The organism is Micromonospora fluostatini (genome assembly GCF_050410825.1).
Taxonomy (GTDB): domain Bacteria; phylum Actinomycetota; class Actinomycetes; order Mycobacteriales; family Micromonosporaceae; genus Micromonospora; species Micromonospora rosaria.
The window spans coordinates 4,896,936-4,912,124 of the sequence record NZ_CP191251.1 but is presented as its reverse complement, the minus strand read 5'-3'; the positions used below and the strand labels follow the sequence as shown (position 1 = coordinate 4,912,124).

Annotated in this window: 15 protein-coding genes and 3 pseudogenes; 11 read left to right on the top strand and 7 right to left on the bottom strand. The window is 71.2% G+C overall.

The window, feature by feature from the left end; translation table 11 throughout:
- Positions 1 to 57: 57 nt before the first annotated feature.
- The 7 genes from ACQUFX_RS21600 to ACQUFX_RS21570 all read left to right on the top strand — a co-directional run bounded on the left by ACQUFX_RS21600 (position 58) and on the right by ACQUFX_RS21570 (position 5,954).
- Positions 58 to 498 carry a winged helix-turn-helix domain-containing protein gene (locus ACQUFX_RS21600; protein WP_428962135.1) on the top strand — a complete coding sequence of 147 codons (441 nt, stop codon included), beginning with the start codon at positions 58 to 60 and terminating at the stop codon, positions 496 to 498.
- A gap of 73 nt (positions 499 to 571) precedes the next feature.
- Entirely contained in the window at positions 572 to 808 is a 237-nt protein-coding gene (gene rpmB, locus ACQUFX_RS21595) for a 50S ribosomal protein L28 (RefSeq protein WP_428962134.1), read from the top strand.
- Positions 808 to 975 (top strand): 50S ribosomal protein L33, encoded by a 168-nt coding sequence (rpmG, locus tag ACQUFX_RS21590; protein WP_428962133.1) that lies wholly within the window; start codon positions 808 to 810, stop codon positions 973 to 975. Before rpmB ends, rpmG begins: the two co-directional genes overlap by 1 nt.
- A 1-nt stretch (position 976) precedes the next feature.
- Positions 977 to 1,282 carry a 30S ribosomal protein S14 gene (gene rpsN, locus ACQUFX_RS21585; protein WP_428962132.1) on the top strand — a complete coding sequence of 102 codons (306 nt, stop codon included), beginning with the start codon at positions 977 to 979 and terminating at the stop codon, positions 1,280 to 1,282.
- Positions 1,283 to 1,355: 73 nt separating this feature from the next.
- Positions 1,356 to 2,825, top strand: a complete 1,470-nt coding sequence (locus tag ACQUFX_RS21580) for a choice-of-anchor M domain-containing protein (protein WP_428962131.1) — start codon at positions 1,356 to 1,358, stop codon at positions 2,823 to 2,825.
- 81 nt (positions 2,826 to 2,906) lie between these two features.
- Positions 2,907 to 4,100 (top strand): WxL protein peptidoglycan domain-containing protein, encoded by a 1,194-nt coding sequence (locus ACQUFX_RS21575; RefSeq protein WP_428962130.1) that lies wholly within the window; start codon positions 2,907 to 2,909, stop codon positions 4,098 to 4,100.
- 273 nt (positions 4,101 to 4,373) lie between these two features.
- A complete protein-coding gene (locus ACQUFX_RS21570) occupies positions 4,374 to 5,954 on the top strand; it encodes a TIGR03773 family transporter-associated surface protein (protein WP_428962129.1) in 1,581 nt (526 codons plus the stop codon).
- Positions 5,955 to 6,293: 339 nt separating this feature from the next.
- Here the strand turns inward: ACQUFX_RS21570 and ACQUFX_RS21565 are convergent, their stop codons facing one another.
- The 3 genes and pseudogenes from ACQUFX_RS21565 to ACQUFX_RS21555 form a co-directional block, all read right to left on the bottom strand.
- Positions 6,294 to 7,952, bottom strand: coding sequence for an ABC transporter permease (locus tag ACQUFX_RS21565; RefSeq protein ID WP_428962128.1), 1,659 nt, complete (start codon positions 7,950 to 7,952; stop codon positions 6,294 to 6,296).
- Entirely contained in the window at positions 7,952 to 8,866 is a 915-nt protein-coding gene (locus ACQUFX_RS21560; protein ID WP_428962127.1) for an ABC transporter ATP-binding protein, read from the bottom strand. The genes ACQUFX_RS21565 and ACQUFX_RS21560 overlap by 1 nt, the downstream gene beginning before the upstream one ends.
- Before the next feature lie 249 nt (positions 8,867 to 9,115).
- Positions 9,116 to 9,613: pseudogene (locus ACQUFX_RS21555) on the bottom strand (TetR family transcriptional regulator); the annotation flags it as partial.
- Positions 9,614 to 9,887: 274 nt separating this feature from the next.
- Here ACQUFX_RS21555 and ACQUFX_RS21550 point away from each other — a divergent pair.
- Positions 9,888 to 11,258 (top strand): TrkH family potassium uptake protein, encoded by a 1,371-nt coding sequence (locus tag ACQUFX_RS21550; RefSeq protein ID WP_428962126.1) that lies wholly within the window; start codon positions 9,888 to 9,890, stop codon positions 11,256 to 11,258.
- Complete coding sequence (locus ACQUFX_RS21545) at positions 11,251 to 11,931, top strand: potassium channel family protein (protein ID WP_428962125.1); 681 nt, start codon at positions 11,251 to 11,253, stop codon at positions 11,929 to 11,931. Before ACQUFX_RS21550 ends, ACQUFX_RS21545 begins: the two co-directional genes overlap by 8 nt.
- Before the next feature lie 92 nt (positions 11,932 to 12,023).
- On the opposite strand, the pseudogene ACQUFX_RS21540 reads toward ACQUFX_RS21545, so the two are convergent.
- Both ACQUFX_RS21540 and ACQUFX_RS21535 read right to left on the bottom strand, forming a co-directional pair.
- Positions 12,024 to 12,281, bottom strand: a pseudogene (locus tag ACQUFX_RS21540) (hypothetical protein); the annotation flags it as partial.
- A 106-nt stretch (positions 12,282 to 12,387) separates the two neighbouring features.
- Positions 12,388 to 13,341, bottom strand: coding sequence for a sigma-70 family RNA polymerase sigma factor (locus ACQUFX_RS21535; protein ID WP_428962124.1), 954 nt, complete (start codon positions 13,339 to 13,341; stop codon positions 12,388 to 12,390).
- A gap of 120 nt (positions 13,342 to 13,461) precedes the next feature.
- On the opposite strand from ACQUFX_RS21535, the gene ACQUFX_RS21530 reads away from it, so the two are divergent.
- A complete protein-coding gene (locus ACQUFX_RS21530; protein WP_428962123.1) occupies positions 13,462 to 13,830 on the top strand; it encodes a DoxX family protein in 369 nt (122 codons plus the stop codon).
- A 147-nt stretch (positions 13,831 to 13,977) separates the two neighbouring features.
- Here the strand turns inward: ACQUFX_RS21530 and ACQUFX_RS21525 are convergent.
- Positions 13,978 to 14,304, bottom strand: a pseudogene (locus ACQUFX_RS21525) (FAD-binding oxidoreductase); the annotation flags it as partial.
- A gap of 291 nt (positions 14,305 to 14,595) precedes the next feature.
- Between ACQUFX_RS21525 and ACQUFX_RS21520 the strand changes: the two are divergent.
- Complete coding sequence (locus tag ACQUFX_RS21520; RefSeq protein ID WP_428962122.1) at positions 14,596 to 14,718, top strand: hypothetical protein; 123 nt, start codon at positions 14,596 to 14,598, stop codon at positions 14,716 to 14,718.
- 111 nt (positions 14,719 to 14,829) lie between these two features.
- On the opposite strand, the gene ACQUFX_RS21515 is transcribed toward ACQUFX_RS21520, so the two are convergent.
- Positions 14,830 to 15,174, bottom strand: a complete 345-nt coding sequence (locus ACQUFX_RS21515; RefSeq protein ID WP_428962121.1) for a potassium/proton antiporter family protein — start codon at positions 15,172 to 15,174, stop codon at positions 14,830 to 14,832.
- Positions 15,175 to 15,189 lie beyond the last annotated feature (15 nt).

Sequence of the window (15,189 nt, the reverse complement as noted above, 5' to 3'; positions counted from 1 at the left end):
CAGGCGAGTGCTGCTCCCGGTGGCGTTGCGGGGCTGGTGGGCGATGGGGGTGGGGTGGTGATCGCGGTCCGGGTGCCCCTGGTGGCGGGCGCGGCCGACGCTGACGTGACCCGCCTGCTCCGGCTGGTGGACCAGTTCGCCGCCCGGCCGGGTGACGCCGCCGAACCCGGCCCTCCGGCCGTCGGGCGGTGGGAGGGGCTGCGGGTGCTTCCGCAGGCGCGGGTGGTCTACCGCGGCGACCGGGAGGTCGTGCTCACCCGGCGCGAGTTCGATCTGTTGTGGCACCTCGTCGAGCACCCGCGCCGGGTGTTCACCCGGGCGCAACTGCTCGACCGGGTCTGGGGTCATCCCTGCGTCGGCGCCCGCAACGTCGACGTCCATGTGGGCCGGGTGCGGGCGAAGGTCGGCGCCGACCTGCCGGTGATCTGCACCGTGCGGGGCGTCGGGTACCGGCTCGATCCGGCGGTGCTCGTGCAGGTGGAGGGTGGCCCCGGATGAAGGCTGCCCGATCAGACGATGTAGAAATGAAAATGATTGTCGTTACTGTTCAACTCGACCGAAGGAGTGACCCGTGTCCCGACGCTGTGACGTCACCGGGGCGAAGCCGAGCTTCGGCAACGCCGTGTCCCACTCGCACCGGCGCACCCGCCGTCGCTGGAACCCCAACATCCAGAACCACCGCTACTGGCTGCCCTCCGAGCGGCGCTGGGTGCGGCTGACCCTGACCGCCAAGGCGCTCAAGACCGTGGACCGCAAGGGCATCGAGGCGGTCGTCGCCCAGCTCCGCGGCCGTGGGGTGCGCATCTGATGGCCCGGCAGACCGAACTACGCCCGATCGTGCGGCTGCGCAGCACCGCCGGCACCGGCTACACGTACGTCACCCGCAAGAACCGCCGCAACGACCCGGACCGCCTGACGCTGCGCAAGTACGACCCGATCGCGCGCCGGCACGTCGAGTTCCGCGAGGCCCGCTGACATGGCGCGCACGAGCCTGGTCAACCGGCAGGCCCGCCGGGCCGCCCTCGTCGCCCGGCACGCCGACCGCCGCGCCGAACTCAAGCGGACCATCGCCCACCCGGACACCGATCCGGCAACCCGCGACGCCGCCGTCCGGCGGCTGGCCCGCCTGCCCCGGGACTCCAGCCGGGTACGGCTGCGCAGCCGCGACGTCGTCGACGGCCGCCCGCGCGGGGTCCTGACCCGCTTCGGACTGTCCCGGGTCCGGTTCCGCGATATGGCCCTGCGCGGAGAACTGCCGGGCATCCGCAAGGCGTCCTGGTGACCGCGCCGACCGGCGGGTCACCGGGAGTGCGACGTCGGCCCCACCGACCGGTGTGGGCCCTGGAAGGGGAGAAATGAGTATCACTACCCGGCCGCGAGGAATCGCGGCCCTGATCGCCGGGGCGGTGGTCGCCGCCGGCGTGGTGCTGGCACCGGCCACGGCGTCGGCTGCCGACCGCGTGGTGCTGTCCAAGGGACACACCGACGCGGTCGACGTCCACTACACCGACGGGAAACTGATCCTGAAGGTGCACGACGACACCGTCAGCCCGGCCGTCACCCGCGACCCCGCGGACGTCACCTTCCAGGTGCTGCCCCAGGCGGCCACCCCGGTGCCGAACGACCCGCGGTTCGCGTTCCTGGGCCCGGCCGGTTCACAGGTCTGGCTGCTGCCCATGACGCAGAACCCCGACCTGCTGTGGCCCGGCTGGAACACCACCCGGCTCGCCTCCGGCGTACTCGCCGGCAACCAGGTGAGACTCTCGCTGGTCGACGTGTCGGGCCCGGGCGACGTCACCCTGTTCATGCAGGACGCGTTCGGCGGCCCGCTGGTCAAGTTCCGCAGCGACGACGGTCTGCCGGACGCCCTCGACGTGCCGGTCGGCACCCACGCGCACGCCAACTGGGCGTTCACCGCCCTGGGCAGCTACACCCTGACCTTCCAGGCCGACGGCACCCTCGCCAACGGCACCAAGGTCAGCACCGGCCCCGTGGAGTACTCCTTCCTCGTCGGCGACGCGGTGAGCGATCCGGACGTGTCCCTGCGGGTCACCGGCATGGCCGACGAGTACCAGCCCGGCGACACCGTCACCCTCCACACGGTGCAGACGCCCCAGACCGACCTGGACCACTACCACTGGTTCAGCAGGTGCCCGGGCCGCGACGAGTTCGCGGTGATCCCGGGCGAGGCCGGCCCGAGCTACACCTTCACCGCCACCCGGGAGCTGAACGCCTGCGAGTACGTGGCCAAGCTCTACGACGACAACCACGGCGTCGTCGCGACCAGCGAGCCGGTGTCGTTGTGGGTGGCGTTCCCTCCAGGGGGTGACGGAGCCTCCCAGACCATCACCGCCGCGATCGACGCCACCGCGGGCTCGCTCACCATCAGCGTGAACCCCGACGACCGCGCCGTAGTCCTTCCGCCCGCGCAGCTCAACCCGAGCGGCGAGCGATGGGAGAGCCAGGGCGAGCTGCGGCCGGTGACGGTCACCGACACCCGCTCCGCCAGCCCCGGCTGGAGCGCCTCGGGCCAGATCCCGCAGGACTTCGTCGCCGAGGACGGTGCCAGCTTCAGCGCCGGCTACCTCGGCTGGACGCCCCAGGTACTCAGCCAGGGCACCGGCCAAGGCGTCACTGCCGGGCCGGCGGTCGCACCGTACGTCGTTGGTGCCGGCGGGGGCCTGGGCAACAGCGCTGTCCTCGGAACCGCTCCCGACGGAGCGGGTCGGGGCACGGCGAAGCTCGGCGCCGGGCTGCGGCTGAGCCTGCCGACGGAGACCACTCCGGGCACCTACACCGCGACCCTGACCCTCACCGCCATCTGATGTCTCCCGGGGTGGGACCCGCACCGGTCCCACCCCGGGACCCGTCATGCCCTCCTGCCCCTGGAACGGAAAACCGACCGCATGCGCGCGCTCGCGGCCGTCGCCGCAACCCTCGTCCTCGCCGGTACACCGTCCGCGCCCGCCGCGCAGTCACCACCCGCGGCCCCGGCCACCTCCCGACTCGCGGCTGCGCCGTCCCCCTCCCCACCCCCGACCCGCGCCACCCCCTCGGCGGACGTCCCCCCGGGGGTCGTGACCATCGGGGTGGCGCCGTCGACCGCGAAGGGCCCCAACGGCCGCTCGAACTTCACCTACAAGCTCGACCCGGGCGCCACCGTCACCGACCACGTCGGGGTGGTCAACCACTCGACCCGCCCGGTCACCGTCGCCGTGTACGCCAGCGACGCCTTCACCACGGCACAGGGCGGATACGACCTACTGCCCGCCGACCGCGAACCGACCCACGTCGGCGCCTGGGTACGGCTGCCCCAGCGGACGGTGACCATCCCGTCGACCTCCCGCCTGGACATCCCCTTCACGCTGACCGTCCCGACCAACGCCACCCCCGGTGACCACGCGGGCGGCATCGTCGCCACCCTCGCCGGCACCAGCAGCGACGCCGACGGCAACCAGGTCACCGTCGACCACCGGGTCGGCTCCCGCATCTACCTGCGGGTGACCGGTGAGCTGGCCCCCGCCCTGAGCGTCGAGGACCTGGACGTCCGACACACCGGGTCGCTCAACCCCCTCGTCGGAGGCGCGGTCACCGCGACCTTCACGGTGCGCAACACCGGCAACGTCCGTCTCCAGGGCGTGCCCTCGCTGCGGGTGACCGGCCCCTTCGGCCTCCTCCCCCGGAGCACCGAGACCGGCGTCCTGCCAGAGATCCTGCCAGGCGACTCCCTGCGCACCACCGTCCGGCTGACCGGGGCGTCACCCCTGGGACGCATGGCCGCCCTCACCTCCGTCCGCCCCCAGCCGGTCGGCGAGGAGGTGCTCGATCCCTTCCCGGCCACCGCCACCGCACAGAGCCACTTCTGGGCCCCACCCTGGCCCCACCTGATCCTGCTCCTGCTCCTGGCGCTCACCGGATGGGCCGCGGTCACGGTGCGCCGTCGGCAACGACGACGCATCTCCCTCGCGATCGAGCAGGCCCGTGCCGCGGGCCGGGCCGAGGCCGCCGGCGACCCGGCGTCCGCCACGCCGGTCGCTGCCGCGTCCCCGGCGCGGAGCGACCCGGCCGCCGGGCACCGCACGGACGAAGAGGAGCCGTGAGACGCCGCCATCCGCGCCGCCCGTGGAGCCCCGCTCTGGCGAGCCGCGACAACCGGGCGGCTGCGGCGATCGCCACCGGGGTGTCGACGCAGACTGCGGGTGCCTTCGTCGGCGACCCCCGTCGGCGACCCCGTCTGACGTCCGCCACCGGAACCGGGCGCAGCACCGTCACCGAACGGGACCGGACACCGCTGCCGGCACCCACACCGTCCACAGTCACCTCACGACAGATTCCCCGCCGAGACAGTTCCGCGGCCGGGAGGAGAGGAAAGCATGAAACACCGAGGAATCTGCGCCGTCCTCGTTCTCGGGCTCCTCGCACTGCCGGCCGCTACCCCCGCCGCCGCCGCGCCGACCGCCGCGCCGACCGTCTCACCGGCGGGCGCGGACCTGCTGTCGGTGTCCCTCGACGACGGCGACCTCTCGCTGCGGATCCGTGACGCGGTGCAGGCGAACCAGGGCGTCACCGGTCGCGAGCCGGAAGAGGTCGAAATCGATACCAGCACGGGGACGGCCGCCCGCGTCCCGGCCGGGGAGACCTTCGCCTTCCTCGGCGAACCCGGTCACGCCGTGTGGTCACTGACCAACGGATCGCACGGCTTTCCCCTGCTGGACGCCACCGGGGTACCCGCCACGGCGACCGTCGACGACACGGTGCGGATCTCCCTACGGTCAGCCGAGGGGCCAGGCCGGGTCACTGTCCACGGCCTCTCGCCGCTCGGTGCCCCCACCCTGCTGCTCGGCAGCGCACCCGAGGCACCGAAAGCCGTGCGGCTACCCGCCGCGGCCCGCACCGGTCCCACCGTGTGGATGTTCGACGCGCCGGGAGAACACCGGCTGACCCTCACCGCCTCGGTTGCTCTCCGCGAGGGCCGCACCGCCTCCACCGAGCAGACCTACCGGATCGTCGTCCCTCCGATCGTCGTGTCCTCGGCGGCACCCCCGCCCGCACCGCCCGCGGTGGCTGCCGTGCCGATCCCCCCACGGAAGCAAGCGGCCACCCAGCCGTCGTCGGCGGCCCCGCAGGTCATGGCCGCCCCACAGGTGTCCTCCGGAGCGGCTCCCTCCACCGCCCGTACGGGTGCCCGGAAGGTGATCTCCGACGGGCACGTCGACATGGGACCCCAGCTCGAACGCGGCCGCTTCGTCATCCGGATCAAGGACGACACGGTCAGCCCGGCGGTATGGCGGGACATGGCCGACGTGGTGCTCCAGGTGAAGGACAACGCGAAAATCGATGTTCCGGCCGGGGTCGACTTCCTCGGCAAGCCCGGTGACACCGTCTGGATGTTGCCCCAGTCCCAGCAGGCCGGCATCGTCTGGCCCGGCTGGAACACGCAGCACCAGTCCGTCACCTCCGGCACGAGGGGCAATGTCACCTGGACCCTCAGGGGAGTGGACGGACCCGGACGCTACGCGCTGTTCCTGACCGGCGCCTTCGGCACACCCGAGGTGCTCTTCGACTCCGCAAAGCCCTTCCCGCAGCAGATCGACATCGCGCCGAACACCCACGCCCACGGCAACTGGGCATTCAGCGAGCCGGGCCTCTACCGACTCACGGTGCAGATGAGCGGCAGCACCACGGGCGGTGATCCGGTGAGCGACACGAAGAAGCTGACCATCGCGGTGGGTGACAGCACCGATCCGGACAGCGGCTTCGGTGGTGGTGACAACGGCTCAACCGGCGGAGACGACGGTGTGGACGGCAACAACAGCGGCGGCGGACCGCTGCCGCGCACCGGCACGGGGTGGGTGGTGACCGCCGCCGGCACCGGGGCGGTGCTCCTGGTCGTCGGGGCCTTGCTGGTCGTCCTGGCGCGTCGACGAAGTGCGGTCACGCCGACTGCCACCTGACCACGCCGCGGTAACAACCCCTCGGCGTGGTACGGAGGACGACCCGACCTCGTCGTCCTCGGGCCCCGGGGCGTCGCCCCGAGCGCCCGCCCCACACCGGTCTCTGCCGCACCGCCGCGCGGACCTGCCCTGCCGTCCCCGCCGGTGGCTGCCGGGCCACCCCCCACCAGATCCAGGCCGACGACGCCGGGGAGTGTCGCTCGCCCCGGCGCGGACCAGATGCGGCCACCGCGTGGTCCTTCACGACCTGGTCGTCCCGGAGGACCACACGGTGGCCGTCGCCCGACGCCCAGCGCAGCCACATATCCCCGCGCCGGCTCCTCGGCGGCACCGGAACTGTCAACTGCCGCTGGCCATGTCGCGACGGCGGAACACGATCATGGCGGCCCGGAGCAGCACGCCAGCGAGCAGGGTCACCACCACGACCGCGACGGCGCTGACGTCCTCCCGGGGGTAGTCACCGACGTGTTCGAACGGTGACAGGCGCAGCGCGGCGTCGGGGATGTCGAGGATCGGAGCGAAGTAGCCTGCGACCAGCCCGTAGCCGACCACGACCCAGACCGCCGGCTGCACCCTGGGGGCCACCGCGTACAGCAGCGCGGCGACGGCGAGGACCAGCCAGACCGCTGGGGTGTGCGCGACGTGCCCGATCAGCAGGTCGCCGACCACCTCGGCGTCGCCGGTGCTCACCGCCGCCCCCACGCCCACACCGAGACCGGCGACGAGCAGCAGCCACGGTACGCCGAGGGCCGCGACGGCGACGTGGCTGCCGAGCCAGGCGGGCCGGCTGACCGAGGTGGCGAGCACAGATTCGGCGCGACCCTCAGTCTCCTCCGCGCGGAGCGTTTGAACGGCGAGCACCACGTAGACGCCGACAGCGAGGGCCATGGTCAGCCCCATCATGCCGAGGTAGCCGGCGAGCAGATCCTCCGATCCGCCCATGACGGCGAGCAGGTCCTCGGGTGCGTTCTCGAAACCGTCGAGCAGCGGCTGCGTGAATGATCCATAGGCCAGACCCGCAGCCAGCAGGGCCGTGGTCCACCCGAGCAGACTGGCCCGATGCAGCCGGAACGCGAGCGCGAACGGGCTGGCCAGCCAGGTCGCGGCCCGCGACGGTCCCGGCCGGGGTGGCATCAGGCCGGCGCCAAGATCCCGCCGCGCCGACAGAACGTAACCGGCGGTGACGGCCACCACCGAGAAGGCCAGCGAGACAGCAAGAGGCCACCAGCGGTTGTGAACGTACGCCGCGGTCTGCTGGGACCAACCAACAGGTGAAAGCCAGGACAGCCAGAACGGCCCGCTGCCCTGTACCGCGGCCATGTCACCCAGTCCACGAAGGACGAACGCGGCGCCGAGCGCGGCACCGACCATCCCGGAGGTCACTCGCGGATACTCCGACACCTGCACGGCGACCGCAGCGATACCGGCGAAGGGCAGGGCCACCGCGCCGACAGAGGCACCGAACAGCAGGGACCCGCCCGCGTCGAAGCCGCGGCCGGTCAGCATCGCACCGATCAGCAGAGCGACCAACACCGCCATCGTGGCTGCGAGGATCAGCGCGGCGGTGAGCTGGGCGTGCCGACCCACCACGTTGGCGCGGATCAGTTCGGCCCGGCCGGAACGCTCCTCGGCCCGGGTGTGCCGCACCACGGTGAGCAGGCCCATCAGGCCAGCACCGATGGCCACGTAGAGCCCGTACTGGCCGGCGAGGAACCGTTCGATGGTCAGCTCATCGAAGCCGAAACCCGGTCCGCCGAACAGCGCACCGGCCGGGCTGCGGGAGAACGCGGTCAGGCCCTCCAGGTCTTCCGGGCGCTCGACGAGCGTGTCCAGCGCAGTGACGAAGTACGTCATCAGCAGTGTCAGACCGAGCGTCCACGCGGGAAAGCGGATCCGGTCGCGGCGCAGCATGAACCGCAGCATCGTGCCGGTTCCGGTAATGGCGCTGCCCCCGCCGACACCGACGTGCACCGGGTGGCCGACCGTTGCCGTCGTCATCACGCCGCCTCCGCCGCACCGTGACGGGCGAGCTCGTCGCCGTAGTGGCGCAACAGCAACTGCTCCAGCGTCGGCGGACGGACGGTCAGGCCCTGCACGTCGAGGTCGCCGAGCCGGCGGACCACGGCGGCGAGGTGGTCGCCGTCAACCTCGAAGCGGACATGGCCGTTCTCCGACCGCAGGCCGTGCACGCCGGCCATGCCGGCCAAGGCACCGGCCGGCCGGTCGGTGATCGCGTCGACCGAAGTCCGGGTCAGATGCCGCAGGTCGGTCAGCGAGCCGGTCTCGACGATGGTGCCGTGGCGAATGATCGAGATCTGGTCGGCGAGCACCTCGACCTGGGCGAGGATGTGGCTGGACAGCAGCACGGTGCGGCCGGCCTCCTTGGCCTCACGGATGCACTCCTGGAACACCGCCTCCATGAGCGGGTCCAACCCAGCAGTCGGTTCGTCGAGCAGGAGTAGCTCCACATCGCTGGCCAGCGCCGCGATCAGGGCCACCTTCTGCCGGTTGCCCTTCGAATAGGTGCGACCCTTCTTGCGCGGGTCGAGGTCGAAGCGCTGGCACAGCTCGTCGCGGCGGACCGGATCGGTGCCGCCGCGTAGCCGGGCGAACAGGTCGATCGCCTCACCGCCGGTGAGGTTCGGCCACAGCTCGACGTCGCCGGGCACGTAGGCGAGTCGGCGGTGCAGCGTCACCGCGTCCGTCCACGGGTCGCCGCCGAGCAGGCGGGCCTGGCCGGCGTCGGCGCGCAGCAGACCGAGCAGGATCCGGATGGTGGTGGACTTGCCGGCGCCGTTGGGGCCGAGGAAGCCGTGCACGGTGCCGGTTTCGACACGCAGGTCGAGCCCGTCGAGGGCCTTGACCCGGCCGAAGGACTTGTCGATGTGACGGATATCGATGGCAGCGGTCATCGTCATGGACCTCGTCAGAAGGAGAACTCCGGGCGATACGGGGTTCTGGTGTGGTCGATCACGCGCGTTCGCGGCAGGGAAAGCCCAGCAGGGGGCGTGGTGGCACTAGCTCGCAGTGCTGTCGACGTCAGCTGCCGCCGGCGGGTCCGGCACGTACATCAGGTACTCGTCGAGCATCGATCGGTCGACGAGCAGACCCTGCGTGAACAACTCCAGGGCAGGCGGTGCGAGGCCCTCGACGTACCGGCGGAACAGGGCGGCGAACTCCGCCGGCTCGGCGTCGGCGCCATGCAGCGTGAACCACAGCACCATGCTGCCCGTCGCCTGATAGGCCAGATACCGTGTGCGGGCCGCCCTGTCCCGGCTGGGCCGGATCACCCCGGCGGTCTCGCCCGCCGACAGGTACTCCTCCGCGTCGGCGATCATGTGCTCGACCAGCTTCAGTGCCAACTCACCACCGGCCTGCATGCTGCGCAGCAGGTACCGCACCATCGGCGCGAACCGCTCCACCGCCGCCATCTGCGCCAGCAGCATCGTTCCCGTGCCGTCGGTCAGCGCCTTGGTCTTCTCCTCGCGCATCACCGCGAGGACATGCTCGTCACAGGCGCGACGAAGCCCGTCCTTCGAACCGAAGTGGTGGACGACGAGACCGGCGGTCACGCCGGCGTCAGCGGCGATGGTCCGCAGCCCAGCCCGGAATCCGTCGCGGGCGAACCGCGCGACGGCGGCGTCACGGATCCGGCTCACGGTGGCCAACTGCCCCCCGTCACCCGCAGATCCCACGCCCGCCGAGTCCACGACACCAGATTAAACGCTTGTTCAATCGCCCCGCAACACCCTGCCGGACGCCGGAGTTCCACCTGCGTACCAGCAGCAGGCATGGCAGGATGCGCACCGTGTTGACCACCAGCAGCCTGCGGGGCATCGGCCTCCGGACGCGCGGGTGGATTCGGGCCCGGCCGACCGCCCTGGCACGCTTCCCCGGGAGCCGGCGACGCCGCGCCAGGGGGCCTGGCGTCGGATGGTGCGGTTGCTGACCCGTCGGCCGGCCTGGCAGCGTGGTGGCGACCGGTTCCGGCACCCGGCGCAGGTCATCACCGCAGGGTTCGCCGCTGCCGTCACGGTCGGTACGGGCCTGCTCTCGCTGCCGGTGGCGACCCGCTCCGGCCACCGTGCCGAGTTCGTGGACGCACTGTTCACAGCCACCTCGGCGGTCTGCGTCACCGGCCTGATCACCGTCGACACCGGCAGCTACTGGTCCGGCTTCGGGCAGGTCGTCATCCTCCTGCTCATCCAGGCCGGTGGCCTGGGGATCATGACACTGGCCACCCTGTTCACCGTACTGCTGTCACGTCGGCTCGGGTTACGGGCCCGCTTCCTCGCACAGGCGGAGACCAAGAGCCTGAATCTCAGCGACGTGCGCGGCGTGGTACGTCGCATCGTGCTGTTCAGCCTGCTCAGCGAGGCCGTCGTCGCCGGCCTGCTCACGATCCGATTCGCCACCACGTACCAGCAGCCGGTCGCGTCGGCCCTGTATGACGGCGTGTTCCACGCCATCTCCGCGTTCAACAACGCCGGTTTCTCCACCCGCGCCGACAGCCTGGTGAGGTACGTGGCCGACCCGTGGATCACCCTCACCGTCGCGGCCGCGGTCATTCTCGGCGGCCTGGGCTTCCCGGTCGTGTTCGAGCTCACCCGGAACTGGCGACGTCCTGCGTTCTGGTCGGTCACGACCCGCATCACCATCGCGCTCACCCTCGCCCTCCTGGCCGCTGGCACCGTCGTGTTCACGTTCGCCGAGTACTCGAACCCGAGAACATTCGGTCCGCTCGACGGGCCGCAGAAACTGCTCGCCGGCTTCTTCGCCTCGGCGATGACCCGCACCGCCGGCTTCAACAGCGTCGACATCGGCGCCCTGCGCCCGGAGAGCCTGCTCGCGAGCGACGTGTTGATGTTCATCGGCGGCGGCAGCGCCGGCACCGCCGGCGGCATCAAGGTGACGACCTTCGGACTGCTCGCCTTCGTCCTGTGGTCGGAGATGCGCGGCGAGACCCACGTCAACGTCGGTCACCGCAGGATTCCCGCCAGCAACCAGCGGCAAGCCCTCGCCGTCGTGTTGCTCAGCGTCGGTGCGGTGGTCGTCGCGACCTTCATCCTGCTGGCCATCACCCCGTACCGGCTCGACGCGGTGCTGTTCGAGGTCGTCTCCGCCTTCGGTACCGTCGGCTTGTCCACCGGCATCACCGGCAACCTGCCCCCGCAGGCCGACATCCTGCTCGTGCTGCTGATGTTCGCGGGCCGCATCGGGCCCCTCACCTTGGCCTCCGCCCTGGCCCTACGCGACCGCAACCGACGTTTCGAGCTACCCGAGGAGAGGACGATCGTTGGCTGACATCCGCAGCGAACCGGTGGTCGTGATCGGTCTGGGCCGCTTCGGCACCGCCCTGGCCCTGGAACTGGTCAAGCGGGGCACCGAAGTCCTCGGCATCGACCACCGCCCGAAGATCGTGCAGGGACTGGTCGGACAGATTCCGCACGTGATCACCGCAGACTCGACGGACATCGAAGCGCTGCGGCAACTCAGCGTCGGGGACTTCCACCGCGCCGTGGTGGCGATCGGCACCGACATCCAGGCCAGCATCCTCACCACGTCCCTACTGTCCGAACTCGGCATCCCCGACATCTGGGCCAAAGCCATCAGCGGACAGCACCGCAACATCCTCACGCGTGTCGGCGCCCATCACGTCATCGCCCCCGAACACGACATGGGCGAACGCACCGCCCACCTGCTCACCGGCCGCATCCTCGACTACGTCGAAGTGGACGCGGACTTCGCCGTGATCAAAACCACGCCACCACGAGACGTGGTCGGCATGCCGCTACGCGACTCCCGGCTGCGCAGCAGATGGGGTGTGACCGTGGTGGCGGTCAAGCCGCAGGCGGGCATCGGGGGCCATACGCCGGGTTTCACCCACGCCACCCCCGACACCACCCTCAGCTACGGCGATCTCATCCTCGTCGTCGGCCCCGTCGACAACGTCGAGCGTTTCGCCGCCACGGAGTAACGACGATTCGCACCGGATGCTAGGAAGTTTCGACAGGTTCCTTGGCGCGCCGCTGGTCCGGCGCGCGCGGTGTCCGGACACGGCGAGGTCTCCCGCCAGTCGTGGAGGTTCAACCTGACACGTTGGGTCTGCTCCGTCTCGATCTTCTTGGCCACTGCGCTCCAGACAGCGCGCGCTTGCACAGGATCAGTGGGCGCGTAGCAGTCGAAGACATGCCCCTCGATGAGGAAGTGGGGTGCCTTCTTCGGCCTCCCAGAATCCCCGGTCCCACGTCGCGCGTCCGCGACCCTCCGCCTCGTGGAGTTCTGGTGAACCCGATACCCCCTGGAACATTCGTTTTCGAACTCCAGGGCACGCCGCCTGCGTGGCTTCTCGTTCGCGGAGCTCCGGGTTCGACGTCCGGTAGGTGCCCCTCCGAACAAGCCGGTGGGACGCCTTACCCACGGGATTGCCGCGTCAGTGTCCGTGGAGACGGTGCTGCCCGAGGTGGGGGTCGTCGGGGATGGGCCGCCGGTGGTAGCAGGGGCAGGGCCGGCCGGTGGATGACCGCCAGGCCCCGTCACACAAGGCAGCAGGCAGGGACACGGTGCCGCGCTCGTAGGGCGCGATGGCGATGCTCGTGACGAGACCGTCATGGATGCGGATTCGGATCAGTGCGAGCGGGTGCCCACCAGGGGCGATCACCGCTCCGGGGTGACCCTCAACGAGGACCGGGACGGCGGCGGCGATGCGGTCCATGAACGCCCTGGTCTCCTCCGCGACCGCCCAGGGGCCCCGGACGACAGGCGCGGTGCCGTCGGCGAGGAATCCGAGGTCGGACGTGCGGACGACGTCAGGCGCCAGGAGCGTGACGAGCCGCGCGATGTCGCCGCCACGCGCCGCGGCGAGGAACGCGTCGATGATCTCCATCTGGTGGGCGGACCCTGACAGGTCGACCGGACGAGCGTCCCTGAGTCGGATCCGCGCCCGACTTGCGAGCTTCTTCGCCGCGGCCGCCGTCGTGTCGAGCACGGGTCCGACCTCGTAGAACGGGACGGCGAAGAGGTCGTGCAGCACGTAGGCCACCCGCTGCGGGGGAGACAGTTCGTCGAGCACGACCAGGAGCGCACGGGAGACGTCCTCACGACGGACGAACGCCTCGTCGGCCGTGAGCTGCTCGCCGGGGATGTCGTCGGCGCTGAGCGGGACCTCGCGCTGGCGTTGGCGGGCGCGAAGCTGGTCGAGGCACAGACGTGCCGTCACCGTGGTCAGCCAGCCCTCGGGGTTGACCAGTTGCGCCGGGTCGGCCGACCGCGCGCGCAGCCAGGCGGCCTGCACCGCGTCTTCGGCATCGTGGTGCGAGCCGACGATGCGATAGGCCAACGACATCAGTCGGGCCCTCGAAGCCTCGAAATGTTCGACGAGTTCCACGTCTGGTCACCTTTCATGCGTGCGGGGCGTCAGGAGGGGCGGGAGACCACAACCTGATGAACCCGTGCACGTGGAGGCACCCATGAGCTTACCGATTGCTCGATCGCGCCGGGGCGCGTCATGATCGCCGTACTGGAGTGCGTCCTGGTCGTCGCGACCCTCCTTTGCGTCCTCGCCAACGCCATCGAGGTGGCCGCCAAGGTGATCAGGGCGGACTTCGTGATGCGCAACTGCGCCGAGGTGGGACTTTCCGCGCGGTGGATCCCCTACCTCGCAGTCGTCGAGGGGGCCGGCGTGATCGGTCTGGTGCTTGGCCTTCTCGGCGTACATCCCATCGGATTGGCCGCAGCCGTCGGCCTCGTCCTGTTCTTCGTCGGCGCGATCCTGGCTCACGTCCGCGCGCGGGTGTTCCACAACATCGCGTTTCCCGCGGTCTTCCTTGTCCTCGCCGTCGCCGCCGTGGGGCATTTCGCGTCGACGACCGGCTGATCAGTCGCCGATCGCCCACGCTGTGCGGCGGCTGAAAGTCGGTGTGCCGGGGTCGCCGATCCGTGCCGCTGGTGGGGATGAGGCGGCTGAGCGCTTGCGGGCCGCGTGTCGGAGGTGGCGATGGCGGTGGTGAGATGACCGGCGACAGAGGAACTCGGCGTCCACCCCGGCGGCGGCCAGCACGGCCTGGTCGGCGGCGGTGCCGAGGATCGCGTGGTGGTGGCAGTGGGTCTGGATCAGGGCGTGCGCGTCGAGGTGGGGCGGCTGCCAGCCGGGGCTGTACTCGTGCAGCAGTTCGGCGAGGGTGACGGTCTGCTCCCGCAGCCGGGTGGCGTCGTCGTCGGCCGGGAACAGCTCGTGGGCGTCGCTGCGGAACACCGCCGTGTAGCTCGGCTCCAGCCCCACCACCCGGGCACCGGCCCGCAGGTGCGGTCGCAGGACCTCGACGCTGCGGCGGAGCACCCGCTCGGCGACGTCCGAGCTGTCCGCCGCCGGTCGTTTGGTAGCTCTGGTGGCGACCGTCGCCGTGGCCGCCAATCGGCTTGCCCCACCGGCCGTGACGCCTCGCGCCGACCCGACGGCGGTCGCGCTGTGCCCAGGATCTGGAGAGCCAGCGGTACGACGCCGCCGTCTGCGGGAATGGCCCGACGACGGCGTCCGGCTGCGTCTGGTGTTCGCGCTGTTGCGCTCCACAGACGCGGCCGGAGCCGAGCGGACGGCCAGGAAGATCTCGATCACGCGCCCGAGTCGCCGGACGGGCTGCTGGTGCTGGGCCTAGCTCAACGCACCACCCGTCCCGGCGAGGCGCTGGCGATGCTGCGCCGGTTCCTCGTCGTCGCACCGGCGCACCCCGCTGCCCCGGAGATCCGCCGCCTGCTCGGCGGCTGACCGAACATCCCCAGCCGTGCCCACCACCATGTCGCCGAGCTTGCCGAGATTCACCCGATCCACCACCTTCCCGAGGCCGCCGGCTACCCAACGGGCCGCCGACGAAACACCTCACTCGTCCCGACCGGTGAAGACCTGCTCTGCGGCGGGCTGCTCACCGCCGGCCACCAGCACCTCGTCGCCGGCCCGCAGCGCTGTCTCCCGACCGAGCCGGAGTTGCTCGCCGTCACGGCTCACCGAGCTCACCCACCCCTCCTCCCGGCTGAGCTCGAACACCGGTCGCCCGTCAGCCGGGGCGCCGGACGTGATCGTGTAGTGCCGCAGTCCGACCGGCTCGCCTTGCACCCGGATGCCCACCGCCCAGGGTTGCACCGGGATGGTCCGCATCGGCACGCGGCACCAGCGGGCCACGAGCGGAGCCAGCCCGCCCTGCGCCACGATCGAGAACGTGACCACGGCGAAGACGATGTC